Source organism: Hydrogenophaga sp. FG152, assembly GCF_057809615.1.
The window spans coordinates 1-26,008 of sequence record NZ_JBMDKH010000033.1 but is presented as its reverse complement, the minus strand read 5'-3'; the positions used below and the strand labels follow the sequence as shown (position 1 = coordinate 26,008).

Genomic DNA, 26,008 nt, shown 5'->3' with positions numbered 1-26,008 from the left:
TGGCCGACTACGGCCTGGAGGCCGATCTGTTCACCGCCGTGCCCGAACTCGCTGCGGCGGTGTAACCAGCGACCCGCCGCTGCGGGTCGGCCCGCGTCACGGCGCTTCGATCTTGGCGGCCTTGATGACCTTGGCGAAGCTCTCGGTGTCCTTCTTGATGAGGGCGGCGAACTCGGTCGGCCCGCCGACCAGCGGTTCGGCCTCGATGGCTTCGAAGCGGCGCCGCACGTCGGGCGTCTTCAGGATGTCCTGAATCGCGGCGCTGAGTTTTTCGATCACCGGCCTGGGCGTGGCGGCCGGCGCCAGCAGGCCGTACCAGCTCTGCACGTTGAAGTCGGGCAAGCCGGCTTCAGCGAAGGTGGGCACGTCCGGCAAGGCGGCCATGCGGTGCGTGCCGGTCACCGCCAGGGCGCGCACCTTGCCGGCCTTGATCTGCGGGATGTAGACCGCAGGGATCTCCAGCGCGTACCTGACCTGGCCGCCCATCAGGTCGGTGGCCAGCTGGCTCGTGCCCTTGTAGGGAATGTTGACCAGCTGCTGGCCGATGCGCGCATTGAACATTTCGCTGGCCACGCGGCCGATGCCGGCGGCGCCCACCGTCGGGTAGGGGTGGTCTTCCGGTTTGGCCTTGATCACACCGATCAGTTCCGAGAGGTTGCGCGCGGGCACGCTGGGGTGGGCCAGCATCACGAAGTTGTTGACCAGCAGCGTGGCCACGGGTGCGAAGTCGCGCCCGGAGTCGTAGGGCAGCTTGGGCATGAGGCCGGGGTTGATGGCAAAGCTGCTGTTGGCGAAGAACAGCGTGTAGCCGTCGGCCGGCGACTTCGCCACGTGCTCGGCGCCGATCACCGTGTTGCCGCCGGGGCGGTTGTCGATCACCACCGGCTGGCCCCAGCGCTCGGTGAGCTTCTCGCCAATGATGCGGGCCGCGTTGCTGGTGCCGCCGCCGGTGGCGAAGGGCACGACGATGCGGATGGGTTTGCTGGGGTAGTCGGTGGCGCCCGCCGTGGTCGGGCACAGGGCCATGGCCGCAGCCGCCAGTGGCAGTGCGCCCAGCAAGGATTTCTTCATCGCGTTGTCTCCAATGTCGTTGGTCATTTCGGCGTCGGCGCTGAGGGCAACGCGACGCCGTCACATTCATTGGCACGAAGTTTAAAAATCGATTTACTTAACAACAAGCAACATTTTTTCATTGATTGATATAGTTTTAGTGATGAAAATAAACGTCCGGCAAGCGACTGAAACCTTTTGATATTCATCCTCAATGCAAGTCAACTTCAGGCATCTGCGCGCATTTGTCACCATTGCCAGGCTCGGCAGCTTTGTGGAGGCGTCCAAGGTGTTGCACGTCACCCAGGCTGCGTTGAGCAACTCGATGCGCGAGCTCGAGGCGATCGTGGATTTGCGCCTTCTCGACCGCACGACGCGCAAGGTCAGCCTCTCCGCCGCCGGGGCTCAGTACATCCCCTACGCAGAGAAGGTGCTTCTTGCCTTGCAGGACGCGGAGCGCTGCACGAACGACCTGAGGAACCACCGCGCGGGCGTGGTGAGCATCGCCACATCGCGCCTGGTCGGCTGGTCTTTGATGGCGCCCGTGTTCGCGCAGTTCCACCGGCTGCACCCCGACATCCGCGTCATGCCGGTGGACACCCTGATCCAGAACATCCGTTCGACCGTCGAGAAGGGCGAGGCCGATATGGCGATTTCGACGTTCACCGACACGATCGACCAGGGCCACATCGAGGCCACGCCGCTGTTCAGGTCGCGGGTGCACGCGGTCTGCCATCCCGACCACCCGCTGGCCACGCGCCGCTCCGTGACCTGGGCCGAACTGGAACAACAACCCTTGATCTTCGTCGGCAGCTACCCGCTGCTGCGTTTGAGGCTGGAACTGGGCACGCCGTTCGAACCGGCCAACGTCTATGAAGTGGGTGACATGACCGCCGCCTTGGGCATGGTGGCGGCCGGCATCGGCCTGTCGATCTGCCCGGGGCTCGTGCGCTCGGCCACTGGCGTGCACCAATTGCGCATGCTGGAGTGCGAGGCACCGCGCATCGTCCGCCAATACAACCTGTTCACCAACCGTTCGCGCACCGCTTTGCCCGTGGCCGACGTGCTGAAGGATTTCCTGATCGACTACTTCGCCAGGACGGGCGACCTGTGCGTGGAAGATCCGTCGCTGGGCATGGTGGCCTGACGCTAGAGGTCGAGCACCAGACGCGCCGACCTGGCCCGTGAGCAGCAAGGGGTGAACTGGGTGTTCAGCGCCCGCTCGCTGTCCGTCAGGTACATGTCCCGATGGTCCGGCGCGCCGTCCAGCACCCGCAGGATGCAGGTGCCGCACACGCCCTGCTCGCACGAGGTGGGCACCTCGATGCCGTTCAGCGCGAGCGCGGCGGTGACGGACTGGTCGGCCGCCACGGTGATGACCTGGCCGGTCGAGGCGATCTGCACCTCGAAGGCCTGGTCCGCGCCGGCATCGATCTGGACGCCGGCGAAGTACTCGCGGTGCAGGCGGTCTTCGCTCCAGCCCGCGCTGCGGCCCGCCGCCAGCACCCATTCCATGAAACCGCCGGGGCCACAGACGTAGAGGTGCGCGCCCGGCAGCGGGAGCGACTGCAGCAGGGCTTGCACGTCAAGCCGGTCTGCGGCAGGGCCGTCATCGTGGTGGAACGCGACGCGGTCGGCAAAGGCGCTGTCGGCCAGGCGTTGCCGGAACGCCGTGACCGCCGCAGAGCGTGTGCAGTAGTGCAGTTCGAACGACGCCCCCTTTTCCGCCAAGGCGTGCGCCATGGCGAGAATGGGCGTGACGCCGATGCCGCCCGCGAACAACACGTGGTGCCGCGCATCGTCGGCCAGCGGGAAATGGTTCTTCGGCACGCTGACCTCAAGCGCCTGTCCCTCGCGCAGCGCGTGCATGCCCACGGATCCCCCGCGCGATCGGGCGTCACGCAGCACAGCGATCTCGTACCGGTGTGTTTCGCCCGGCGGATTGCACAGCGAGTACTGGCGCACCGGCCCTCCAGGCACCTGGATGTCGATGTGCGCGCCGGCCTGGAAAGCCGGCAGTGCCGACCCGTCGAGGGATTGAAGTTCGAACGAGCAGATGTCGGGCGTTTGCGCCTGCTTGCGCACCACCCGCAGGGAAAGCGAGACCGGAGTCGCCACCATGGTCAGACGACTTTCACACGCAGTTCGCCCAGGCCGTCGATGCCCCCCACCATGAGGTCGCCCTGCGCGACAGGGCCCACACCTTCTGGCGTGCCGGTCATGATCAGGTCGCCCGGTTGCAGCTCCCAGGCGGCGGAGATGTGCTCGATGATTTCGGCGATGCGCCAGATCAGCGAAGAGACCCTGCTCTGCTGGCGCACCCGATCGTTCACCTTCACCCAGATGGCCGCGGATTCGATGCCCGGCGCTTGCGCGGCGGGCGTGATGGGGCCCATGGGGGCGGAATGGTCGAAGCCCTTTCCGATGTCCCAGGGGCGGCCCGCATCGCGTTGCGCGAGCTGCAGGTCGCGGCGTGTCATGTCCAGGCCCACGGCGTAGCCGAAGATGTGGCCCATGGCGTCGGCAGCGGCCACGTTTTTGCCCCCCTTTCCGATCGCCACCACCAGCTCGATCTCATGGTGCAGGTTCTGCGTCAGCGGGGGGTACGGCATCGCGCCGGTCGCGCCATCGCTCACCGTCACGATCGCATCGGCGGGCTTGAGGAAGAAGAACGGCGGTTCGCGGCCGGTGAAGCCCATTTCCCTGGCGTGCTCGGCGTAGTTGCGGCCGACGCAGTACACGCGGCGCGCGGGAAAAGTCGCCTGCTGGCCCACCACAGGAAGGGCCACGGGCGCGGGTGGCTCGAAGGTGTATGTCATGGAAGGTGAAAACCGGGTGAATCGGAATCAGAAAAGACCGCCAAAGGAGCCGCCGTCAATCTGCAGGTTCTGGCCGGAGATGAAGCTGGCCTGCACCGAACACAGGAAAGCACAGGCGCCCGCGAATTCCTCCGGCTTGCCGAAGCGCTTGGCCGCGATGCTGTTGGCGAAAGTCTGGCGCGCCTCTTCCATCGTGATGCCCTTCTGCTTCATCAGACGTTCGGCCATGAAGCGCTGGCGCGGCGTGTCGATGCGCTCGGGCAGCAGGTTGTTGATGGTCACGTTGTCCACCACCACCTCGCGCGACAGCGCCTTGGAGAACGCCGTCAATGCGGTGCGCGCAGCCGCAGAGAGCGACTGGTGCACGCGCGGTTCCTTCACCATCGCCGAGGTGATGTTGACGATGCGGCCGAACTGGCGCGCGCGCATGCCCGGCACGTAGTGGCGGATGAAGAGCGCGTGCGGGATCATGTTCTTCTCGAACGCACCGACCCAGGCGCCGTGGTCCCACTCGTCGAGGCTGCCGGGCTTGGGACCTTCGTTGTTGGTCACCAGGATGTCCACGTCCTTGACCCTGGCGAGGATGGCCTGGCGGCCAGCGTCGGTGGTGACATCGGCGCTGACCGTGTGGACATTGCCCTTGGCCGTCTTGCGCAGCTCGGCCGCAGCGGCCTCCAGGCGGGCGCTGTCGCGCGCGTTGAGCCAGACGTTCACGCCTTCTTCGGCGAGGGTCCTGGCACAGGCCAGGCCCAGGCCGCTGGACGATGCCATGACGAGGGCCGTGCGGCCCGAGATTCCGAGATCCATATCGATTCCTGTGATGTTGCGGGGTGCGGGGTTACTGGGTGCGGCCCGCGAGCTGGCGGGCCTTGTCCAGCGTGGGATAGGTCTTGCTCGGGCCGCAGACGAGGATGCGGTAGCCCTCTTCGTGGGCGCGCTCCACGTTGTCCATGCCCACGTGGGGGTGAGCCACCGGCACGTTGAATTCCTGGCCGATCGAGCGGATCTGCGCCATGGCGTCGAGCAGGTCGGGGTGGTTGTACTGGCGCGGCACGCCGAGTTCCTGCGACAGGTCGCCCTCGCCGATCATGATGGCGCCGATCCCCTTGACCTCGCGCAGCATCTCGCGCAGGTTGCCGATGCCTTCGACGTCTTCGATCATCAGGACGGCGAGGATCTCGCCCTCCGGGTTGAGCGGCCACACATCGGCCTTGCGGTAGTACTCGTCCCGGGGCAGGCCCCAGTAGCGCGCCGCCGAGGTGCCGCCGTCGCCCCGCTGGCCAAAGGGCTCATGCAGGGGATGGCTCTTGAGCGTGGGATAGCGGCAGGCGGAGATCGCGGCATGGGCCTGCTCCACCGTGCTCACGTGCGGCCAAACGATCCCGTAGGCGCCCAGGTCCAGCGCCTGCTTGGCCATCCACTGGTTCATCTCGCCGCCGTTGGCGGGAATGCGCACGATCGGCGTGACGGCCGGGGCGATGGAGCCCGACTGGGCGATCTGCCGGCGGTTGAGCAGGTACTGGAAGGTGTCGCGCAGCGCGAGTGCGTCCCACGGGTTGTGCTCGCACTCGACCATGACGCCGTCGTAGGACGTGGTGCTGAAGCCGATCGCGCTTTCGATGGTGGGCGGGCAGAACGACATGGTCGCCACTTCGCCGCGTTCGAGGCAGCGGATCAGGCCATTGAGGCGGGTCTTGCTCATGCCTGTGCCTCCAGGAAGGCCTCGCGGCGCGCCAGCACGGCCTTGAGCCGGGGAAAGACCTTGAGCGCGTTGGATTCGTAGATCTTCTTGCGCGACGCTTCGTCGAGCACCCTGGCGCCATCGACGTAGCGCCGCGTGTCGTCGAAGTAGTGGCCGGTGTTGGGGTCCAGGCCCTTGACCGCACCGACCATTTCCGAGGCGAACAGCAGGTTGTCGTGCGGAATCACCTCGGTCAGCAGGTCGATGCCACGCTGGTCGTACACGCAGGTGTCGAAGAAGACGTTGTTGAACAGATGCGCCTCCAGCGAAGGCCGTTTGAGGTTGAGCGCCAGGCCGCGGTAGCGGCCGAAGTGGTAAGGCACCGCACCGCCGCCGTGGGGAATGATCACGCGCAGGGTGGGGAAGTCCCTGAACAGGTCGCCCTGGATCAGCTGCATCACGGCCGTGGTGTCGGCGTTGATGTAGTGCGCCCCCGTGGCGTGGAAGCAGGCATTGCACGAGGATGACACGTGCACCATCATCGGCACGTCCAGCTCCACCAGTTTTTCGTAGAGGGGGTACCAGTGGCGGTCGGTCAGCGGCGCGTCTTTCCACCAGCCGCCCGAAGGATCGGGGTTGACGTTCACGCCGACAAAGCCAAGTTCGTTGACACAGCGCTCCAGCTCGGGAATGCAGTTGCTGGGCGACACGCCGGGCAGCTGCGGCAACTGGCAGGCACCGGCGAAGTTGGCGGGGTAGAGCTGCGTCAGGCGGTGGATCAGGTCGTTGCAGACCCGCGCCCACTGGGCCGACACGCGCTCGTCGCCGTAATGGTGCTGCATGCCGGCGGCCTTGGGCGAGAAGATGGTGAGGTCGGTGCCGCGCTCGCGCTGGAACTTCAGCTGGGCTCTTTCAACCGACTCGCGCAACATCTCGTCGGTGATGAGCAGATCCTCCAGCCGGGGGTGCAGGGCCGGGTTGACCATGCCCGCGAGCTGGCGGGCGCGAAAGTGGTCCAGCTCCTTCGGAGCGGTGGTGTAGTGGCCGTGGCAATCAATGATCATGGGAACTCAACTTCGATGGAAAAAAGGTCAGCCGTTGTCGGGAACGGCTGCGATGGCAAGCAGTTGCAGCAGGGCACCGCCGCGCAGGGCTTGCACGGTGGTGTGCCGCGCGGGACGGTCGTTCGGGTCGGGGAAGTGGCGCAGCCACTCGGTGTTGACCACCTCGCGCAAGGCCTCGTCTGCGGTCAGCACCGTGACCTGGCCCACGTCGGCCATGGTGGCGCCGCCGCTCTCCAGCAGCCGGCGCAGGTTGTCGAAGGCGTGAAAGGCCTGTGCCTGCGCGCCTTCGGCGAGTTGGCCGGTGCGGGGGTCCTTGCCGGAAATGCCCGACGTGAAAATCATGTTGCCCACGCGCGCGCCCATGGGGATGGGGGCGGATCCGTGGGTGACGCCCTCGATCTCGAGGGAACGGGGTCGGCGGCTGCTGGTCATGGTGGTTCCGTGCCTGTGATTGAAAAAGAAGGGGCGGCTCAGGCCAGCGATTCAACGGCCCAGTAGCAGAAGCCAGCGCCCACGCCGGTGCCCGCTTCGCTGCGGTAGAGCGGGAAGTACTCGGCCATCTGCAGCGGCAGGTGATCGACCGCGCCGGCCGTCAGGATCCAGTTGAGGATTTCCGAGGAACCCGAGCGCAGCGCCTCGCGCGGCACGGTGCGCAGGGGCTGCTCGTTGCCCTCGCGAAAGGCGTCGATCACGCGCAGGTCCAATGTCTCGTCCACGACGAAGTGGGAGAGGCCGCCCGAGGCCACCACGGCCACCTTGAGCTCCGAAGGCATGGCGCCGATGGCCGCGCGCAGCTTGCGGCCCACGTCGTAGCAGCGGCTGGCGCTGGGCACGTTGGGGGCGAAGTAGGTGTTCAGCATCACCGGCACCACCGGGATGCTGCGGCGGAACAGGCGCTTGACGATGAAGCCGTAGGCATGGCCGAAGCCAGCCTTCGCCGGGTCCTTCACGCCACCCACGGACGCCACATCGACCTCCATGTCGATCAGGCGCTCGATCAGTTCCCAACCGAAGCTTCCCGCGGCGGGCAGGCGGTAGATGTCATCCATCAGGAAGCCCCGGCCGACCTGTTGCATCCAGTCGGGTGAGCTCTTGGTGTACTTGCCGGTGGTGGTGACGATCTCCTCGCCGTGGAAGATGGCGAACGCGGGCTGGTTGTCGGAGGAGAACAGCTCGGCCTGGTCGTCGCCCACGATCAGCACCACGTCCGGCGCGGCGCGCTCGAGCACGTCGCCCAGGCGGTCGAGCGCGGCCTGGCACCCGCGCTCGCGTTGCTCCATCAGGTCGAGTTCAATCTGATCGCGGAACCTCGGCCCGCGCTCGGCCAGCAGGTCGGGGTAGCTCAGGGTGCGCCCGTCGGACAGGGTCAGTTTCCGGTTGTTGAAGTCGACCTCGGCGCGGTGGCGCCACTGGCTCGCGGAGAGGTTGAGCATGGGGCTGTGGCTCGTGCCAATCCCTAGCGTGATGTGGGCCATGGTTCTGGTTCCGGTGAAACGAAGCGGAGGACGGGCCGTCAGGTGGGCGTGAACTTCGCCAGCTTGGCGGCCTGTTCGTATTTGCGGAGGTTGTCCTTGATCAGCTCGCCGTAGGCCTTCGCGTCGAGGAACTGACCGGAGCGCCCGTCGGAAGACAGACGGCCACTCACCTCCGGTGCAGCCACCGTCTCCTTGATGGCCTGCTCCAGCTTGTCGCGGATCGCAGCGGGCAATCCCGCCGGCGCGAGCAGGCCCGACTGCGACTCGAAGCCCTTGTAGCCGGGGTAGGCCTCGCTCAGCGAGGGCACATCCGGAATGAGGCTGAGCCGCTTGGGGCCCAGCACCGCCAGCACATGGAGCGTTCCGGCCTTGATCTGCGGCTGGAAGGTCTGCAGCGCACCGCTGAGGATCTGGATCTCGCCGCCGAGCAGCGCGGGCAAGGTCTGCCCGGCGCCCTTGTACGGGACGTGGACCATGTCGATGCCCGCTTCGTGCTTGAACACCTCGACCGCCAGATGCTGGCGGGTGCCGGGACCGACCGATCCATAGTTCAGCGCGCCCGGTGCCGCCTTGGCCGCCTTCACGAGATCGGCCAGCGTGCGAATGCCGGTGCGGGAATGGGTGACCAGGACCACGCCGGCCGCGTCGCTGAGCAAGGCCAGCGGCGTCAGATCCTTGACGGGGTCGTAGGCGAGGTCCTTGAACACATAGGGCGCGATCTCCAGCTGACCGGTCTCGCCCAGCAACAAGGTGTAGCCATCGGCGGGCGACTTCACCACCAGGCTGGTGGCCATCGTGCCGCCCGCACCCGGGCGGTTTTCGACCACCACCGCCTGGCCCAGAACCTGGCCCAGGCGGGTGGAGATGGCGCGCGCGATGTAGTCCGGCCCACCGCCGGGCACATAGCCCACGACGATCCGGATCGGCCGGTTCGGATAGTCGGCCTGAGCGACGGCACCCAGGGGGTGCAGCGACGCCACACCGGCGGTTGTTGCGGCGAGGAATGTTCTGCGTTTCATGTGTTTGTCTCCTGAAAGTTCTTGCTCACTCGGGCAGGATGCCCAGCTCGCGCCAGTCGGTTTCTTTTTTGATGACCCCTTCGAACGATCGGATGCGGCGGTGCGGCAGGCGGGGTTGCGTCGTGCCAATCGGCGGCTCGCCGCGCGAGAACGCCTTCACGGCCTCCACCATCACGCGGCGGAACTGCGCCACGGCCGCGTCGCTGGTGCCCAGGCGCTCCTTGCTGCGGTCGCTGATGGGGCCCATGGTCACCCACATCATGCTGTCCTGGTTGGCAATGCCGCGCACGCCGGTGAAGCTGCCCTGCTTCATCGCGGCCCGGTCCTGCTTGAACCGGTTGGCCGGCGTGCGCAAGGGCCAGTGGTCGTCGTCCAGGTCGACACCGACGACCGCACCCATGCGTTGGCGCCAGACTTCCTGGGTCACGCCAGTGCCCTCGGTCTGGTCATCGGTCCAGCCCACGAAGTAGAAGCTGGTGCTCTCGTCGTCGCGCGGAACGATGAACTGGATGGTGCTGTAGGTGCCGTTGGGCGGCGAGAGCACGGTGCAGGGCGCGATGAAGGTGGCGATGCGCGCGTACTCGTCCGTCTCGGGATTCGTGATGGGCGTGCGCAGCGCCACGTAGCGCATGCCGTACTCGGTGCGGTGAACGTGCAGGCGCGGCGCCTTGTCCACGGAAGGACGGGTCAGGGTGTGCGTCTCGGCGAGACCGGCGCGCGCGGTGTTGCCTGTGGGACGGATTTCGCTCGAGTGCAGCAGGGACGCGTGTGCCGAGTCGATGCCCCCTTCGACGATCTGTGCCCAGTTGCAGGGCAGGTTGATCTTGGCGATGCTGATGATCGGGTTGGTGCCGTTCGCGAACGCCGGCGGCTCGAACTCGGGCATGGTGGCTTCTTCGCCCATGTAGATCCACACAAAACCATGGCTCTCCCGCACCGGGTACGCCTTGTGCCTGATCTTCTTGCACGGAGCGCCCTCCCGGCGGACTTCCGCGGGCGTGTCCACCACGTTGCCCTCCACGTCCATCTTCCAGCCGTGGTATAGGCAGCGCAAGCCGCCCTCCTCGTTGCGGCCGTAGAGGAGCGAGGCGCGGCGGTGCGGACACAGCTCATCCATCACACCCACGCTGCCATCCGTCGCCCGGAAGGCCACCAGGTTTTCACCCAGCACGCGCACCTTGATGGGATCCCCATCGGGCTGCGGCAGTTCTTCCGACATGCACGCAGGCATCCAGTAGCGGCGCATCAGCTGGCCCAGGGGGGCCTGGTTCTCGACCCGGGTCAGCAGGTCGTTGTCTTGTTGGTTCAACATATCGTTCTCGCTTCAGTTAGTCCGAGTGGGGATGGAAATTCGACAGGCTCAACTCGCGCCGCTCGGCGCAAGAGCGCAGCAGCGCCAGGCAGGTGTGGAGCGTCGAGCGGGCAAATGCGCCGTCGTGGACCGGGGCCTGACCATCCAGGACGGCGGCACACAGCTCGTCGAGCACGCAGGTGCGCCCGCTCATCGATGGGTCGAAAGCGATCTCCCGGACACCGTCGTCGCCATACACCGCCAGGCCGCGGGGCGTGGAACGCACGTCGGCGCGCTCATAGGTGGCGATCAGCTGGCCAAAGTGCGGCGGGTAGGAAGGCACGCCGCTGCTTCGGCCGCTGCCATAGCCGTACTGCGTCTGCCGCAGCTGCAGCTCCGCGTCGCCGCCGCCCGCCTGCGCCAGGGCACGGCGCGCCGTCCCGTGTCGCGGCGCCTTGGGAAAGCCCGATGAACTCACCCAGCCGTGCAGTTCGTCGCTGTCGAAGTGGTCGTAGCCGCTGTAGGTCAGGTTCGCCACGGCGCCGCTGCGGAAATGCAGCGCTGCCGAACAGCACCCTTCGGTGGGCCTCGTGGCATCCAGTTGCCAGAGGGAAGCGCGAACCGATTCGACGGGTTCCGCGGCGATCATTCGCGCCACGTCGATCTGGTGCGGCAACTGGTTGTAGACAATGCCGCCACCGAGCGCGGTGTCGAGCTCTTCCGGACGGCGTGGGCGGTAGAGAAAGTCGGTGTAGTTCCACATGACCACCATGGCGAGCCGGCCGAATTCGCCCGACCGGGTCCACTCGCGAAGCCGCGCGATGGCGGGGTCGAAGCCATGCGTGTGCCCGACGATGAGCGCGAGACCGGCCGCATCGGCCGCTTCGGTCATGCGGTCGCATTCGTCGAGCCGCAGGGCCATGGGCTTCTCGACCACGGCATGCTTGCCGTGCCGGACCGCCAGCAACACGTGCTCTGCGTGGAACTGATGGGGTGTGGCGATGTAGACCGCGTCGATCAGGTCGCTTTGCATCAGCGACGCCGCATCGGAGAACACCGCCACGCCGGGGTGGTCCTGGGCAAAGCGCTCCCGCAGCGAGGGGCTGAGGTCGGCCGCTGCGGTCAGCTCGATTCGCGCATGCCGGCCGGCGATGGGGACCATGATGCCCCCGGCCAGACCAAGACCGAGGATGCCGAGCCGCACGGGTTTCTCGCCCCCGCGCGCGGGACCGTCACGCTCGGCAGCCATGGTGCTCTCGGGTCAGGACATGCGCGAGGCATGTGCGATGGCGGTGGTTCATGGACGCTAGTTTTGTGCGCGCCCACCGCCCAGATATCAAGAAATTTTTTGATCGATATCAAAAATTATTTGATGGAAACCGCCCCGAATCCACGGACCTCAGACCGCCCACTGCTCGCTTTCTGCCTTCGCCAGCTTCATGAGCATGTGCACGATGGGCGATAGGTTGGCCTCGCGCCAGACGAAGTGGTAGTCCGAGTTGACGGTGCCCGGCAGGCCCGGTATTTCGACCAGCGCCCCCGAGGCCAGCCGGTCCTTGATCAGCACGTGCTGCGCATAGCCCAGGCCACTGCTGGTCACGATCAGGTCGGCCAGCACGCGGGAGTCATCGCAGGTGTTGATGTTGCGCATGTGACCGCCATGGTCGCGCAGAATCTCGCTCTGCTCGGTGTACAGGCGCGAACTCAGCGGCGGTGTCCACACGGGGCCGCAGTTGATGAGATCCGCCAGGTCCGGTTTCGCGGTGGAGCCTGCGTAGGACGCGTACTTCTTCCAGCGATCGGGCGTGGTCACCCACATGCCGCTGGAGCGGCGCCCCAGCCGCTCCGTGTGCAGGCCCGGGTAGTCGATCTTGCCGACGGTCACCGCGATGTCCAGCTTGTCCTGGTCCAGCAGCGGAATGAGCACGGTCGAGATGCCGATGGACACCTGAAACCGCAGGCGCGTGTTGGCCGACTGCATGCGACCGATCACCTTGCCCAGCCAGGCGGACATGGCGATCTGGCCGCAGCCCACGCGGATGCTGGCCGGCACCGGCGACTCGCGCTCGTTGAGAATGCCCTGCAGCTGGACAAAGAGCGGTTCCACCTGTTCAAGGAACTGGCGCCCTTTGACCGTGAGTTCCATGCGCTGGCCGCGCCGCGTGAACAGGCGATACCCCAACGCCGCTTCCAGTTCGCGCACTCGGGCCGAAATGGCGGGCTGCGTGGCGTCCAGCTTGCGGGCCGCGCCGCTGAAGGAGCCGATGTGGGCGACGGAAAGTGCTGTCTCGATGTGCAGCAAGGTGGGGCGTGACACGCTGGGCAGATCCCGTCAAAAAAGGCGCCGATGGAACGGCAGGTGGAGGGCGGTAGTTTAGGACGCCGCACCGCCACCGCCGATCCGCCGCCCCTTTTCAAGGCTGAGGGACTTCGATCACCTTGTTCAAGTCGACCCCCAGCCGGGCGGCCTCGGCCAGCAGTGCCCGCTTCTGCGCCTCGGGCATCGTCTTCTGCCGCGAGAGCAGCCAGAAGTAGTCGCGCGTGTTGCCGATCACGAGCGCGGTCTGGTAGTCGTCGCTCAGCCGAACCACGTTGTACCCGCCATAGAACGGCCCGAAGAAGGACACCTTCAACGCGGCCGTGCGCGGATCGCCCAGGAAGCGGGCCGTGCCCGTGGCTTCCTTCCATTCGTTTTTTGCCGGGTTGAATCCGCGGTTCACCACCTTCACCGTGCCGTCGGAGTTCAGGCTGTATTGCGCGCTGACGTTGACCAGGCCTTTCTCGAACCGGTGGTCGATCCGCGCCAGCTCGTACCAGGTGCCGGCGTAGCGGCCCACATCGAAGTTGGTGACGGGCTGCAGGTTGTCGGGCACGCGCACCGCGCAGCCTGCGACGAGCAAGGAGCCGGCGATCATGGCAGCCGGCCAGAACCAGAAAGATGCCTTCTTCATGCGCCCCTTTATAGCCGGACCCGCAGGCCAGCTCCGTTCGGCAACGCACACGCCGGCTCAGACTTCCACCTCCCGCGCCAGCGCATCCTGGATGTCCGCGGCCAATGCCTTGAGCGAACCCGAGAGCTCGCGCACCACGCGCGGCAGCGGCTCCTCGGTGGAGACGCTGAGGTTGAGGACGTGGATGCCTTCGACCGTGTCCAGCGGCAGGGCCATGGCCACCACCTCCGGCTGCCAGGACGCCGCGCAGAAGCCCTGCTCCTGCACCTGCCGCATGGCCGCCAGGATGTCGGCCTGCACCTCGGGCCAGTGGCCGCCGCAGCGCCGCTGGAACACGCCGAACAGCGCCTTGCGCCGGCCGGCCGACACGGTGGACAGGTAGGCGCGGCCCAGCGAGGTGAGCTCCATCGGCACCCGCTGCCCCGAGACCACGTTGCGCAGCGCCACGCGGCGGTTGTAGCGGATGGATTCGAGGTACACCATCTCGTCGTTGTCGGGCGCGGCCAGGCCCACGTTGACGCGCTGGCTTTCGGCCAGCGCGCGCATGCGCGGCGCGGCCACCGCGAGCACCTGCGAGCCGGCCCGCATGGCGTGCGCGAAGCTCAACACCGGCGGCGCGAGCCGGTAGGCGCGGCGCCGCCGGTCGTTCTGCAGCAGACCCGCGCCCACCAGGGTCTGCGTGAGCCGGCTGATGGTCGAAGGCGAGAGGCCGGTGCGCTCCGCAAGGTCGCCATTGCCCAGCCAGCTCGAGCCGGGGCGGAACGCCCGCAGGATCAGGATGCCGCGCTCCAGCGAGCGGTTGGTGGGCGAGCTGCCGAAGCGGTCCTCGGTCGGGGTCGGAGCAGAGAAGGTCTTCACGTTCTTGATTCCACTGATTGGAATTGAAGGGATGCGGCTGTCAAGCATCGAACGTAGCATGCTTCCCTGAAAAGAACACCGTTTTCACCCATGGCCTTACCGGAGACAACCATGCCCTATTCCCGTCGAACCGCCGCCGCGCGAATCAGCCTCTTCTTCGTGTCGGCGGCACTCGCCACCACCGCCGCGCTGGCCCAGTTCCCCGACAAGCCGATCCGCCTGGTCGTGCCCTTCGCGCCCGGCGGCGGCACCGACCTGATCGCGCGCACCCTGGGCCTGGGCATGTCCAAGGAGCTGGGCCAGACGGTGGTGATCGAGAACAAGCCCGGCGCGGGCACCATCATCGGCACCGACCTCGTGGCCAAGAGCCCGGCCGACGGCTACACGCTGGTGATCTCCACCTTCGCCCACGCGGTCAACCCCAGCCTGATGCCCAAGCTGCCCTACGACAACGACAAGGCCTTCGCGCCTGTGATCCTGATCGGCAAGGGCCCCAACGTGCTGGTGGTGCGCGCCGAGAGCCCGTACAAGTCCGTCAAGGACGTGCTGGACGCGGCCCGCGCCAACCCGGGCAAGCTCAACTACGCCTCGCAGGGCAACGGCACCTCGGCGCACCTGGCCGGCGAGATGTTCGACAACCTCGGCAAAGTGCAGATGAAGCACATCCCCTACCGGGGCGCGGGCCCGGCGCTCACCGACCTGCTGGGCGGCCAGGTGGACATGATCTTCGGCACCGCCACCGCCGTGTCCTCGGGCCTGGAAAGCGGCAAGCTGCGCGCGCTGGGCGTGACCGGCGCCGAGCGCTCGGCGGTGCTCAAGAACGTGCCGGCCATCGCGGAAACCATTCCCGGCTACGTGATGGAGAGCTGGTACGGCCTGTACGCACCCGCCGGCACGCCGCCCGACGTGATCCACAAGCTCAACGCCGCTGCCAAGAAGGCCGTGGCCACCGACGAATTCCGCAAGAAGGTCGAGCAGGAAGGCCTGGTGATCAGCGCCGGTGCGCCGGCCGAGCTGGAGACCTACGTGCGCGCCGAGGAAGCGCGCTGGCGCAAGATCGTCAAAGAAAACAACATCACCTCGAACTGACCCTCTCTTCTCTCTGGAACCCACCATGTCCACGCCTCCCCTGATCGATCTGCAGGTTGACACCGGCATCGCCACGCTCACGCTGAACCGGCCCGACAAACGCAACGCCATGAGCGACGCCATGCGCGCGGAGTTCATCCACGCGCTGGAGCAGGTCGCGGCCGACAAGGCCATCCGCGCGCTGGTGCTCACCGGCGCCGGCAAGGGCTTCTGCGCCGGCGGCGACGTGGCCGGCATGGAAAAGCGCATGAACGCCCCGGCCGGCGAAGTGGGTTTCAACGGCTGGCACCGGCAGCAGCGCGTGCACCACACGCAGATGCTGCTGCACACCATGCCCAAACCGGTGATCGCGGCCGTGAACGGCGCGGCCTCCGGCCTGGGCGCCGACACCGCCCTCGCCTGCGATTTCATCATCGCCAGCGAATGGGCCAGCTTCACCTGGTCGTACATCCACCGCGGCATCGTGCCCGACGGCGGCGGCATGTACTTCCTGCCGCGCCGCGTGGGCCTGCCGATCGCCAAGCAGCTCATCTTCACCGGCCGCAAGGTGGATGCCGACGAGGCGCTCTCGCTCGGCATCGTGGACCGCAAGACCACGGCGGACCGGCTGCTGGCCGACGCCCAGGCCTGGGCGCGCGAACTCAGCCAGGGTTCGGCCACCGCGCTCGCGCTGAGCAAGACCATCCTGAACCAGACCTTCGAGCTGCCGGCGCAACAGGTCTTCGCCCAGGGCAGCCAGGCCCAGGGCATCTGCTACACGAGCACCGAGCACCGCGACTCGGTGATGGCCTTTCTGAACAAAGCCGCGCCCCAGGCATGAACCCCGTGACCCCCATCTCCCGGCTGCTGCAGCCGCGCAGCGTCGCCGTCATCGGCGCCTCGGCCGACGCGGGCAAGACCGCCGGGCGCCCGGTGGCCTACCTGCGCAAGCACGGCTTCACCGGCGACATCTACCCGATCAACCCGCGCGCCGAGCAGATCGACGGCCTGCGCTGCTACCCCGACGTGGCCTCGCTGCCGGCCGTGCCCGACGTGGGCATCGTGCTGCTCGGCGCCGAGCGCGCGCACAAGGCCGTGTCGGACCTGTCCGCGCGCGGCACGGCCGCCGCCATCGTGCTGGCCAGCGGCTACACCGAGACCGGCGAGGAAGGCGCGCGCCGCCAGGCACAGCTGCGCGAGGCCGCAGGCAGCATGCGCCTCCTCGGCCCGAACACCATCGGACTGGTCAACCTCACCGACAACATCGTGCTCTCGGCCAGCGGCGCGCTGGAGATGGACCGCTTCCCGGCCGGCCCGGTGGGCGTGGTCTCGCAAAGCGGCGGCATCCTGGGCGCGCTGCTCTCGCGCGCAGCCGCGCGCGGCATCGGCCTGTCCAAGCTGATCTCCACCAGCAACGAGGTGGACCTGGACCTCGCCGATTTCGTGGACCACCTGGCCGACGACGAGGCCACGCGGGTCATCGCGCTGTACGTGGAGAGCGTGCGCCACCCCGAACGCTTCCGCCAGGCCGCGCTGAAGGCCGCGCGCGCGGGCAAGCCGGTGGTGGCGTTCAAGATCGGCCGCTCCGAGGCCGGCGCCCAGGCCGCCGTCTCGCACACCGGCGCGCTCGCCGGCGCCGACCGCATGTACGACGCGCTGTTCAAGGAAGTGGGCGTGATCCGCGCGCAGACCTTCAGCGACCTGCTGGACATTCCGGTGGCGCTGTCCACCGGGCGCGTGCTGCGCGGCCCGCGCGTGGCCATCCTCACCTCCACCGGCGGCGCTGGCACGCTGGTGTCGGACAGCTACGGCGTGTCCGGTCTCGAGACCCCGCCGCCCGACGAAGCCACCGCCGCGAAGCTGCGCGCGCTGCAGACCGGCGAGCAGGCCGCACTGGACCGCAACCCGATCGACGTGACGCTGGCGGGCCTGCAGCCCGAGCTGCTGCGCGGCGCCATCCGCGCCCTGCTGGAGAGCCCGAGCTACGACGCGCTGACCATCATCGTGGGCTCGTCCAGCCTGGCCATGCCCGAGCTGATGGCCAATGCGATCCAGGACTGCCTGCCCCTGAGCGACAAACCCGTGATCGCCTACGTGAGCCCGCACGCACCGCAGGTGGCCGCCTTGCTGACGCAGCGCGGCGTGCCGGCCTTCGCCGACGCCGAGAGCTGCAGCGTGGCCCTCAACAGCATGCTGCAGACCCGTCGCTGGAGCGACCACCCCGCCGCGCCGCTGGGCGCGCCGGTGGCGGTGCACGACATCGGCAGCGGCTCGCTGAACGAGGCCGAGTGCAAGCAGCTGTTCCGGCGCTTCGGCATTCCCTGCACCGCCGAAACCGTGGTGGTCAGCCCGGCCGAGGCCGAGCAGGCCGCGCGCGCGCTGGGCGAGCGCGTGGTGCTGAAGATCCTGACGGGCGAGATCACGCACAAGAGCGACGTGGGCGGCGTGGCCGTCAACGTGACGCCCGCACAGATCGGTGCGCGCCTCACCCGCATGGCCGACGAGGTGCGGGCCAAGGCCGGGGTGGCGCCCACGCGCTTCCTGGTGCAGGAGATGGTGTCGGGCGGCACCGAGCTCATCCTCGGCATGCACCGCGACGCGCTGGGCACGGCCATCCTGCTGGGCATGGGCGGCATCACCGCCGAACTGTTCAAGGACACCACGCTGCGCATGCTGCCCCCACAAGGCGGCCTGAGCCGCGAGGTGGCGCACGGCATGCTGCGCGAGCTCCAGACCTGGCCCCTGCTCGACGGCTACCGGGGCCGGCCCAAGGCCGACGTCGAGGCCCTGGTTTCGGCCATCGTCGCGTTCTCGCAGATGACCGCGCAGCTCGGCGAGCGGCTGATCGAGGCCGAGATCAACCCGGTGTTCGTGCTGCCCGAAGGCCATGGTGTGAAGGCGGCCGACGGCGTGGTGGTGTTGGCCGATGCGGGCTGACGCGGACTTCATCGACACGCTGTCCGCGCAGGCCCGCACCGAGCGCGTGGCCTGGGCCGGCGGCCAGGTCTGCTGGCGCGGCTTCGGCAGCGGCAGCCCGGTGGTGCTGGTACACGGCGGCCACGGCAGCTGGCTGCACTGGGTTCGCAACATCGACGCGCTGGCCGCGCAGCACACCGTGTGGGTGCCCGACCTGCCCGGCTTCGGCGACTCGGACGCTCCCGAGGTCGAGGGTCTGGTCGCGCTGCTGGACCCCACGCTGTTCACGCTGGACACGCTCATCGGTCCCGGCACGCCGCTGCAACTGGTGGGCTTCTCGTTCGGCGGCCTGGTGGCCGCGCACCTGGCCGCGCAGCGGCCCCAGGTGAAGCGCCTGGCCCTGCTGGGCACGGGCGGCCACCAGGGGCCGCGCCGCCCCAAGGGCGAACTGGTCAACTGGAAACCGGCCTGGCGCGCGGGCGATGCGGCGGCGGTGGAACAGGCCATGCGCCACAACCTCGCGATGCACATGCTCAGCGGGGCGGCCGACGGCATCGACCCGCTCGCGCTGCGCGTGCACACCGAGGCCTGTGTGCGCACGCGGTTCCGCAGCAAGGAGATCTCACGCGCTGGCGGCCTCGCCGGGGCGCTGGCGGTCTATGCCGGGCCGACCCTGCTGGCCTGGGGCGAACACGATGTGACGGCCGAGCCCGCGCGCATCGCGCCCGCATTGGCCGCCCCCCTGCCCGAGGCCCGCACCCGCGTCGTGGCCGGGGCCGGGCACTGGGTGCAGTACGAGCAGGCCGACGCCATCAACCCGCTGCTGCTGGACTGGCTGCGGGACTGACCCCGTCGCTCAGGCGGCCTTCTGCATAGGCCAGGATGTGGTCGAAGGCGATGCCGAAGTAACGCTCGTAGTTGTCCTTCTCCACGTAGCCGATGTGCGGGGTGCACAGCACGTTCGGAAGGCGCAGCAGGGGGTGGTTTGCGCCCAGCACCGGTTCTTCTTCGTACACGTCCACCGCCGCGAAACCGGGCCGGCCCTGCACCAGCGCGTGCTCCAGCGCGCCGCGCGCGATCAGCTCGGCCCGGCTGGTGTTCACCAGCAGCGCCGTGGGCTTCATGCGCGCGAGGTCCTCGGCCGTCACGATGCCCACGGTGTCGGCGTAGAGCCGCACGTGCAGGCTGATCACGTCGCTCTGCGCGAAGAAGGCCTCGCGCGACGGCGCGACCTCGAAGCCGTCGGCGCGCGCGGCGGCGGTCGAGGTTTCGCGGCCCCACACCCACACCTTCATGCCGAAGGCGCGGCCGTAGCCCGCGACCTGCCGGCCGATGCGGCCGTAGCTCCAGACGCCCAGGCGCTGCCCGCTGAGTTGCTGGCCCAGGTGGCCCTGCCATTGCCCGTCGCGCAGCCGGTTGGCCTCGCTCACCAGGTGCCGCCGGCTGGCCAGCGCCAGCGTCCAGGCGATCTCGGCCGTGGCCGACCCCGCGCCGCTGCCCTCGGCCACCCGCACGCCACGGGCGCTGCACGCGGCCAGGTCCACATGGCCCGCGAGCTTGCCGGTCTGGCTGATCAGGCGCAGTTTCGGCAGGCGGTCGAGCAAGGCGGCGTCGATGCGCGTGCGCTCGCGCGTGAGCACGATGGCCTCGGCGTCGGCGAAGCGCGCCGCCAGGGCATCGGTGCCTTTCACCGAGTCGTTGAAGATGCGCACCTCGTGGCCGGCCAGCTTGGCGAAGCAGTCCAGGTGCCGCACGCAGTCCTGGTAGTCGTCGGGAATCGCAATGATCATGGACTTATTGCAGGGTGATCTGAAGCTGGTCGACGGTGCGCTTCCACATGGCGAGGTCCTTGCGCACGATCTCGGTGTAGTCCTCGGGCGGCATGCCGCCGGCCTCGATGCCGTAGTTCTGGAACAGCTCGCGGATCTCGGCCGATGCCAGCGCCTTCTTCACCTCGGTGTAGAGCGCCTGCACGATGGGCGCGGGCGTGCCGCTGCGCGCGAACAGGCCGTACCAGCCGTGCACGTTGAAGCCCGGGTAGCCCTGCTCGGCCACGGTGGGCACGTCGGGCAGGCCGGCGAAGCGGTTGGCCGGGGCCACAGCCAGCGCGCGCAGCTTGCCGGTCTTGATCTGCGCCAGCGCCGAACTCATGTCGAGGAACATGAACTGGATCTGACCGCCCAGCAGGTCCTGCACCGCCGGGGCCGCGCCGCGGTAGGGCACGTGCGTGACCTTGATGTCGGCGCGCTGCGCGAACAGCGCGGCGCCGAGGTGGGCCGAGGTGCCGTTGCCCGAGGAGCCGTAGTTGACGCTGCCGGGCGCGGCCTTGGCCATGGCCACCAGGGCCTGCAGGTCCTTGGCCGGGAAGTCGGGCCGCACCACCAGCGCGTGCGGGATGTAGCCCACCACCGTCAGTGGCGCGAAGTCGCGCAGCGTGTCGAACGGGTAGTTGGGCATGAGCGCGGGGTTGGTCACCGCGAGGATGGAAGGGAACACCAGCGTGTAGCCATCGGCCGGGCCGCGCGCCACCTCGCCCATGGCAATCACGCCACCGCCACCGGGTTTGTTCTCGATGATCACCGGCTGACCCATGGAGGTCGATAGGTTCTTGCCGACGGCGCGGGCCATCAGGTCGGTCGGGCCGCCTGCCGCGAACGGCACCAGGATGCGGATCGGCTTGTTCGGAAAAGCCTGTGGCTGCGCCAGCGCGGGTGCCGCAAACGGCAGGACCAGGCTGGCACCGAGCGCGGCGTTGAAGCGGCGGCGCGACAAGGGGTGTTGGGTGGTCATCGGTCGGTGTCTCCAGGTCTAGGTATGGGAAGGCGGCACGGCGTGGCCGTGGCACCTCCGCGCAGCTTAGGACGCCTGGTCGGACCGCGCACCACCCAAATTCCACAGAATGGAATTCGACCGGCGCACTTTCTCGGGGAGAAAGCCCCTGGCCATTGGTCCCATGGTGGCGAGCAGGCGCGGACTTTCCCCCAAAACGGCTTGACAAGCCATCTGCGGAAACTAGAGTTGAGCCCGTCGAAACACCCGGCTCGCCGCGCACAGACCGGCACAATGGCGACAAGTGGAGGGCATCTTGGGATTCAAGCGTCTTATCGAAGCATTGAAGTCACCGGCTCCTCGAAGCACGGCTTTCGTCGCTATTCACGAAAGCACGCTGGTCGAAATTCCGACCGACCTGTTGAAGAACCTCAAAGGCCTGAATGCCGTTCAGCCCGTCAGAGACCAGGACGGGAAGCTGCGATTCATCGCGTACTGGTCGTCATCAGACGACGCACACGCCAACGAGCCCACGCTGCAATACCGACTGGGCAGCTCAACGGTTTCCCTGGCAGGGACAGCGATGGAACCCCTGACAAAGGCGCCGGACTTTTCCCAGAAGATGAAGAGCAAGGCGGTGCCCTTGCTGTTAACCACGGTGGCAGTGCTCGGTGCACTGGATGTGCTCAACAAGCGGTATGACGTCTTGATTGCCGCACCCCAGTACACCGTGAGGCTCAACAACCACGAATACGAGGTCGACGAAGGCGGCTCGTTCACTTCGATCCTTACCGTGGAGAACGCACTCTCCAATGTTGAACTGTCCGAGATTCGAATTCAACCGACACTGAGCCCGGGAGAAGCGCAAGCCGGTGAGAAGTTCAAACTGGTGGACGCCCAAGGCACTTCACTGCCTGCGACCAAGAGCCGCTCGTACCAGCTCTTTGCCGATGGGCTCAAGGCCGGTGAACACAAGATCAATGTGTCTGTGCAGGCCAACGCGGGCATCTTCAGAGACACGCATTCCGAGTCCGCAGTCGCCCGGCTCGTCGTGTGGCCGAACGCCCCCCAGGCGACCATCGCGCTCAAGCAGATCCGAGAGAAAGAAAACCGCGCTGATTTTTTGTGGACGCTCAGGGTGGGTCCGATGGAAGCATTCACTGGCGTTGAATGCGACCTGACTCTGGCGGGAGGCAAGTTCTCCACCTCGCCGGGCTACTGGCGGCCGATCGACGGGGCATCCAATGAGGACTGGCTTGTGGTCGAGGACGTGGCGCGCCTGCGGGTGGCCTGGCCGGTGGTGAAGCCGCGGAGCCGTCAGCTGGCTGAATTCAGTTTGACGGGTGGCCCTGGCACCGATTTGCGCGATGTTGAAAAGATCAAGCCAACATGCTCTTTAGTGAGGAAATGATGAACCCAACGCCGTACTTCGCCTTGCTGGTTCTTGCAATGCATTGCCCGATGACCTGGGCAGTGGAGTTTGTGGTTTCCGGAAAAGTGGTGGAGACCGGTGGCTCCAATGGGGACAAGCCGGTCACGGGCGCCACCGTGGTGCTGTTTGACGACAAAAACAGCCCCATTTCCACCACGCTGACCAACACCAGCGGCAACTTCTACTTCCGTTTTCCTTCGGTGCCCTCGTTCTCCGGAAAGGAATACGCACGCATCAGCAAGCCGGGTTACTCCCGAAATCCGACCACGTTGGCAGTGACGCTCAAGCGCTCCGAAGGGTTGATGCTGGCGTTTCAGGGCGAGGTACCGTTGACCGACGAGGAGGCGATCCGGTCGAACTCGACCTACCGAAATCAAGTAGGAATCAACGCAAAAGTCGCCTCTGACACAGGTCAAAAAGAAAAGGCCAATGCCATTTACGCGTCCATCGCAGGCTTGCCGGATGCAGAAAAGAAACTGGTGTTCGGCAACGTTCTGACGCACAGCGAGTCGGCCTACTCGGAACTCTTGAAAGTGGATGAAGAACTCATGAAAGCGCGCGAGTTCGAGAATTCAATCAAGAGGAGTTTGTCGCCCTCCCTGGGTGTACTTCGTTTTGACTCCAGCGGAAGCATCCGACTCACGGGCACGGTCAAGTCTCAACAAGACATGGACAACATCCTCAAGCAGGCCGGCGACAAGGGTTTCGGCGGCGGCAAGATCGTCAACGAGATGCGGATTCAAGAAATCCCTTGACGATGCCCCTTTTTCCGGCCGACTTGGGGGAATTCGAGTCCAGCCAGTTGGCCAGAAGTTTTTTCCTATGCCAATACGAAGCTGGGGTCACTCCGGCACCAAAGCAGCAATGGCATCTCTCTTGGCTTTCACGACAAAGCGCTGCTCGCTGGAGACGTGCGCTGTGCCGGCGCCGCGACGCTGATGGCTGCAATCGATTCACCGACAGGAGAAGGAACGGTCACGCCAACCCCAAAGTGTCGCTGACGACATGGTTGCCGACTACAGACCAGCCGCGCTCCCAGGTCGCCTGGTCGGGCAGTGCACCACCCCAATTCCAAGGAGTGGAATTCAGGGGTGCGCCGCGACGCGGAACACCTGCCGCAGGTAGGCGAGGAAGGTCTCGTCGTCGCAGAGGGTCTTGCCCGGCGAGTCGGAGAGTTTGGCCACCGGTTGCCCGTTGCAGCTCACCAGCTTCATGACGATGTTCAGGGTCGGCAAGCCCATGTCGTTGGTCAGGTTGGTGCCGATGCCAAAGCCGGTCTGGATGCGGTCGGCGAAGTGTTCATAGAGGCCGATCGCGGTCGGCAGGTCCAGCCCGTCGGAGAACACCAGGCGCTTGGTGTGCGCATTGATCTTCAGGCGCTCGTAATGCGCCAGCGCCTTCTCGCCCCAGGCTACCGGATCGCCCGAGTCGTGGCGCAGGCCGTCGAAGAGCTTGGCGAAGTAGAGGTCGAAGTCGGCGAGGAAGGCGTCCATGCCCACCACATCGGTCAGGGCCACGCCCAGGTCACCGCGGTACTCCTGAACCCAGGTCTCCAGCGCGGCCTTCTGGAAGCCCTTGAGCTGCACGCCCATGGCCTGGAAGGTCTGCAGGTACTCGTGCGCCATCGTGCCGATCGGCACCAGCCCGTACTTCTTCGCCAGGTACACGTTGGAAGTGCCCTTGAAGAACTCGGGCACTTCCTTCGCGAACGTGGCCACCACCACTTCCTGCCAGGCGGCCGAGAAGCGGCGGCGCACACCGAAGTCGAAGAACTCGAAAGGGTTGCGGCGTCGGGCGCGGACGCTGCGCAGCAACGCGATCTTCTCCTGCAGGCGCCGGCGGCCTTCGCTCATCACCTCGGGCGTGGCGAGGCGGCGGAAATAGACCTCGTTGACGATGGCGAGCACGAAGATCTCGAAGAACATCACGTGGATCTGCGGCCCCTGGGCCACGATGACCAGTTGATCGCCCTGGGCGGCCACGGTCACGTAGCGGTGCTGGAGCTGGAAGATGCGCAGGAAGTCAATGAAATCGGACTTCATGTAGCGCAGACCGCCCAGGTACTGGAGCTCATCCTCGGTGAAGCGCAGGGTGCACAGGTGCGCCATCTGGCGTTCGATTTCCTCCCGCAACTCGGCCAGCGGGTAGCCGGGCTGGTTGCGGCACACGAAGCGGTACTCTGCCTGGTTGGCCGGCATCGAGTGCAGCATGGGCTGCAGCATCGTGAACTTGTAGAGATCGGTGCCCAGCAGCGAGCTCACGACGGGCGAGAACGCCGCCTCGGCCTGCATCGCGGTGTCGGTGGTTCTGCCCATGTTGCGCTCCTTGTCTTGTCTGAAGTCAGCGGATTCGCGCGGCGAACTCGTCCACGCCCAGCACCAGGCTGCCGGCAGCCCGCGCGCGCTCGAAAAGGCCGTCCGCCAGTGTCTCAAAGCCGGGCACCGGGCTCATGCAGTCGCGCAGCAGCACCACCCGGGGTGCGAAAGCGGGCGCGCTGGCGAGGAAGCGCATGAACTGGTCGTAACTGGCGGCCACGCAGTGGCTTGACGCCTGGCCCGCGAACGCGACGAAGTCGGCCCCACTGGCCACCGAGGCGGCCAGCGCGCGGTTGAACTGGGTGCCCGGCACCGAGGCCACTGGGGCGTCGGCCTCGAAGACGCCGAAATGCTCGGTCAGTGGATACTCGCCCTTGAGCACCTTGGTCACCGCGCGCTGGTGGGCCATCTCCCAGGCGGCGAGGCTGTTGGCAAGGTCGCTCTGGATGTTGTGGCCCCACGTGGCCGTGACGCAGTGCACCGGCCACACCACCATGCCCTGCTTGCCCGCGGTGGCCAGCTGGTCGAGCATGGCCATCACCTGGCCGGTGAGGCGGGCATCGCGGGGCCGGTGCTCGCCAGCGGCCACGCTCGCGGCCGTGATGAAGGTGAACGGCGCCACGGCCTCACCCTCACGGGTCAGCCAGAAGCTGGTGCGTTCGACCGCGACGCTGGCGTGCGAATCCAGCGTCACCGTGATGTCGCTGAGGCGGGCCGCCTGGGCGTCGATGAAGCGGGCCAGGCGGCGCAGGTCGTCGCGGGCGCCGGTCACCGGGAGCGCCGCGCCCTCGATGTCGCAGAAGTCGTTCTGGGGATCAATGATCAGGAGCTTGGTTCGCATGTCCATCCGTCCTTGGTGGGTGTCGATGAATTCAGTCCATCTATTTTGATTCTTTTTACATCTTAGTCTTCAGATTCTTGAAAAATGCCACATGAATTGATCCATACACCTATTCAATTCATTTTGAATCTAAGCAGTAGAATCCGAAAAAATTTCCCACCATGTCCATCATCCTGACCGTCGACGCCGTGCTCCTGACCCTGGTCGAGGGGGAGCTGGAAGTCGCCCTGTTCAAGCGCGACACCGAGCCCTTCAAGGGGCTCTGGGCGCTGCCCGGTGGCTACATGCACGAGGACCAGGACGACCACGCCGGCGCGGCAGCTGCGCGCGTGCTCAAGCGCAAGGCGGGTGTCGTGAGCCCCTACCTCGAAGAGTACGGCACCTTCTCCGGCCCCGGCCGCGATCCACGGGGCTGGTCGCTCACCGTCGTCTACTACGCCCTGGTGCCGCCCAGCGTGC

26 protein-coding genes are annotated in these 26,008 nt (G+C 66.9%); 8 read left to right on the top strand and 18 right to left on the bottom strand.

Features of this window, described 5'->3' with window-relative positions:
* Positions 1 to 96 precede the first annotated feature (96 nt).
* A complete protein-coding gene (locus tag ACODTB_RS25225) occupies positions 97 to 1,071 on the bottom strand; it encodes a tripartite tricarboxylate transporter substrate binding protein (RefSeq protein WP_488929853.1) in 975 nt (324 codons plus the stop codon).
* Positions 1,072 to 1,264: 193 nt separating this feature from the next.
* On the opposite strand from ACODTB_RS25225, the gene ACODTB_RS25220 reads away from it, so the two are divergent.
* Positions 1,265 to 2,197 carry a LysR family transcriptional regulator gene (locus ACODTB_RS25220; protein WP_291114758.1) on the top strand — a complete coding sequence of 311 codons (933 nt, stop codon included), beginning with the start codon at positions 1,265 to 1,267 and terminating at the stop codon, positions 2,195 to 2,197.
* Between the two features lie 2 nt (positions 2,198 to 2,199).
* On the opposite strand, the gene ACODTB_RS25215 is transcribed toward ACODTB_RS25220, so the two are convergent.
* The 13 genes from ACODTB_RS25215 to ACODTB_RS25155 all read right to left on the bottom strand — a co-directional run bounded on the left by ACODTB_RS25215 (position 2,200) and on the right by ACODTB_RS25155 (position 14,208).
* Positions 2,200 to 3,171 carry a PDR/VanB family oxidoreductase gene (locus tag ACODTB_RS25215; RefSeq protein ID WP_291114756.1) on the bottom strand — a complete coding sequence of 324 codons (972 nt, stop codon included), beginning with the start codon at positions 3,169 to 3,171 and terminating at the stop codon, positions 2,200 to 2,202.
* Between the two features lie 2 nt (positions 3,172 to 3,173).
* On the bottom strand, positions 3,174 to 3,869 hold the full coding sequence (locus ACODTB_RS25210) for a fumarylacetoacetate hydrolase family protein (protein WP_291114754.1): 696 nt from the start codon (positions 3,867 to 3,869) through the stop codon (positions 3,174 to 3,176).
* Between the two features lie 27 nt (positions 3,870 to 3,896).
* Positions 3,897 to 4,676 (bottom strand): SDR family oxidoreductase, encoded by a 780-nt coding sequence (locus ACODTB_RS25205; RefSeq protein WP_291114752.1) that lies wholly within the window; start codon positions 4,674 to 4,676, stop codon positions 3,897 to 3,899.
* A gap of 31 nt (positions 4,677 to 4,707) precedes the next feature.
* Positions 4,708 to 5,571: an HpcH/HpaI aldolase family protein gene (locus tag ACODTB_RS25200; RefSeq protein ID WP_291114750.1), complete on the bottom strand. Its 864-nt coding sequence runs from the start codon at positions 5,569 to 5,571 to the stop codon at positions 4,708 to 4,710.
* Positions 5,568 to 6,614: an amidohydrolase family protein gene (locus ACODTB_RS25195; RefSeq protein ID WP_291114748.1), complete on the bottom strand. Its 1,047-nt coding sequence runs from the start codon at positions 6,612 to 6,614 to the stop codon at positions 5,568 to 5,570. Before ACODTB_RS25195 ends, ACODTB_RS25200 begins: the two co-directional genes overlap by 4 nt.
* Before the next feature lie 27 nt (positions 6,615 to 6,641).
* A complete protein-coding gene (locus ACODTB_RS25190) occupies positions 6,642 to 7,046 on the bottom strand; it encodes a RidA family protein (RefSeq protein WP_291114746.1) in 405 nt (134 codons plus the stop codon).
* A 38-nt stretch (positions 7,047 to 7,084) separates the two neighbouring features.
* On the bottom strand, positions 7,085 to 8,047 hold the full coding sequence (locus tag ACODTB_RS25185; protein ID WP_291114744.1) for a DODA-type extradiol aromatic ring-opening family dioxygenase: 963 nt from the start codon (positions 8,045 to 8,047) through the stop codon (positions 7,085 to 7,087).
* An 80-nt stretch (positions 8,048 to 8,127) separates the two neighbouring features.
* Complete coding sequence (locus tag ACODTB_RS25180; RefSeq protein ID WP_291114742.1) at positions 8,128 to 9,108, bottom strand: Bug family tripartite tricarboxylate transporter substrate binding protein; 981 nt, start codon at positions 9,106 to 9,108, stop codon at positions 8,128 to 8,130.
* Positions 9,109 to 9,133: 25 nt separating this feature from the next.
* Positions 9,134 to 10,420 (bottom strand): Rieske 2Fe-2S domain-containing protein, encoded by a 1,287-nt coding sequence (locus tag ACODTB_RS25175; protein WP_291114740.1) that lies wholly within the window; start codon positions 10,418 to 10,420, stop codon positions 9,134 to 9,136.
* Positions 10,421 to 10,436: 16 nt separating this feature from the next.
* Entirely contained in the window at positions 10,437 to 11,648 is a 1,212-nt protein-coding gene (locus tag ACODTB_RS25170; RefSeq protein WP_488929852.1) for a Gfo/Idh/MocA family protein, read from the bottom strand.
* Between the two features lie 150 nt (positions 11,649 to 11,798).
* Positions 11,799 to 12,716 carry a LysR family transcriptional regulator gene (locus ACODTB_RS25165; RefSeq protein ID WP_291114733.1) on the bottom strand — a complete coding sequence of 306 codons (918 nt, stop codon included), beginning with the start codon at positions 12,714 to 12,716 and terminating at the stop codon, positions 11,799 to 11,801.
* Positions 12,717 to 12,813: 97 nt separating this feature from the next.
* Positions 12,814 to 13,350, bottom strand: coding sequence for a lipocalin family protein (locus ACODTB_RS25160; RefSeq protein WP_366833196.1), 537 nt, complete (start codon positions 13,348 to 13,350; stop codon positions 12,814 to 12,816).
* Between the two features lie 57 nt (positions 13,351 to 13,407).
* Positions 13,408 to 14,208: an IclR family transcriptional regulator gene (locus ACODTB_RS25155; protein ID WP_291114731.1), complete on the bottom strand. Its 801-nt coding sequence runs from the start codon at positions 14,206 to 14,208 to the stop codon at positions 13,408 to 13,410.
* Between the two features lie 111 nt (positions 14,209 to 14,319).
* On the opposite strand from ACODTB_RS25155, the gene ACODTB_RS25150 reads away from it, so the two are divergent.
* The 4 genes from ACODTB_RS25150 to ACODTB_RS25135 are packed head-to-tail and all read left to right on the top strand — an operon-like array spanning position 14,320 to position 19,039.
* The gene (locus ACODTB_RS25150; protein ID WP_291114729.1) at positions 14,320 to 15,297 is read left to right on the top strand and encodes a tripartite tricarboxylate transporter substrate binding protein; all 978 of its coding nucleotides are present in this window, start codon (positions 14,320 to 14,322) and stop codon (positions 15,295 to 15,297) included.
* Positions 15,298 to 15,322: 25 nt separating this feature from the next.
* On the top strand, positions 15,323 to 16,117 hold the full coding sequence (locus ACODTB_RS25145; protein WP_291114727.1) for an enoyl-CoA hydratase/isomerase family protein: 795 nt from the start codon (positions 15,323 to 15,325) through the stop codon (positions 16,115 to 16,117).
* The gene (locus ACODTB_RS25140; protein ID WP_291114725.1) at positions 16,114 to 18,213 is read left to right on the top strand and encodes an acetate--CoA ligase family protein; all 2,100 of its coding nucleotides are present in this window, start codon (positions 16,114 to 16,116) and stop codon (positions 18,211 to 18,213) included. The genes ACODTB_RS25145 and ACODTB_RS25140 overlap by 4 nt, the downstream gene beginning before the upstream one ends.
* A complete protein-coding gene (locus ACODTB_RS25135) occupies positions 18,203 to 19,039 on the top strand; it encodes an alpha/beta fold hydrolase (protein ID WP_291114723.1) in 837 nt (278 codons plus the stop codon). The genes ACODTB_RS25140 and ACODTB_RS25135 overlap by 11 nt, the downstream gene beginning before the upstream one ends.
* On the opposite strand, the gene ACODTB_RS25130 is transcribed toward ACODTB_RS25135, so the two are convergent.
* Entirely contained in the window at positions 19,005 to 19,982 is a 978-nt protein-coding gene (locus ACODTB_RS25130; RefSeq protein WP_291114721.1) for a D-2-hydroxyacid dehydrogenase family protein, read from the bottom strand. The two genes, ACODTB_RS25135 and ACODTB_RS25130, sit on opposite strands and share 35 nt — an antisense overlap.
* 4 nt (positions 19,983 to 19,986) lie before the next feature.
* Positions 19,987 to 20,982, bottom strand: coding sequence for a Bug family tripartite tricarboxylate transporter substrate binding protein (locus tag ACODTB_RS25125; protein WP_291114719.1), 996 nt, complete (start codon positions 20,980 to 20,982; stop codon positions 19,987 to 19,989).
* 295 nt (positions 20,983 to 21,277) lie between these two features.
* On the opposite strand from ACODTB_RS25125, the gene ACODTB_RS25120 reads away from it, so the two are divergent.
* Both ACODTB_RS25120 and ACODTB_RS25115 read left to right on the top strand, forming a co-directional pair.
* Positions 21,278 to 22,372, top strand: a complete 1,095-nt coding sequence (locus ACODTB_RS25120; protein WP_291114717.1) for a hypothetical protein — start codon at positions 21,278 to 21,280, stop codon at positions 22,370 to 22,372.
* A complete protein-coding gene (locus tag ACODTB_RS25115) occupies positions 22,351 to 23,148 on the top strand; it encodes a carboxypeptidase-like regulatory domain-containing protein (RefSeq protein ID WP_488929851.1) in 798 nt (265 codons plus the stop codon). The genes ACODTB_RS25120 and ACODTB_RS25115 overlap by 22 nt, the downstream gene beginning before the upstream one ends.
* Before the next feature lie 330 nt (positions 23,149 to 23,478).
* On the opposite strand, the gene pncB is transcribed toward ACODTB_RS25115, so the two are convergent.
* Together pncB and ACODTB_RS25105 are read right to left on the bottom strand one after the other, a co-directional pair.
* Positions 23,479 to 24,708 (bottom strand): nicotinate phosphoribosyltransferase, encoded by a 1,230-nt coding sequence (pncB, locus tag ACODTB_RS25110; RefSeq protein ID WP_291114713.1) that lies wholly within the window; start codon positions 24,706 to 24,708, stop codon positions 23,479 to 23,481.
* 25 nt (positions 24,709 to 24,733) lie between these two features.
* Positions 24,734 to 25,549 (bottom strand): cysteine hydrolase family protein, encoded by an 816-nt coding sequence (locus tag ACODTB_RS25105; RefSeq protein ID WP_291114711.1) that lies wholly within the window; start codon positions 25,547 to 25,549, stop codon positions 24,734 to 24,736.
* 161 nt (positions 25,550 to 25,710) lie between these two features.
* Here ACODTB_RS25105 and ACODTB_RS25100 point away from each other — a divergent pair.
* The coding region (locus ACODTB_RS25100; protein WP_488929850.1) for an NUDIX domain-containing protein at positions 25,711 to 26,008 on the top strand (298 nt) is incomplete at its 3' end.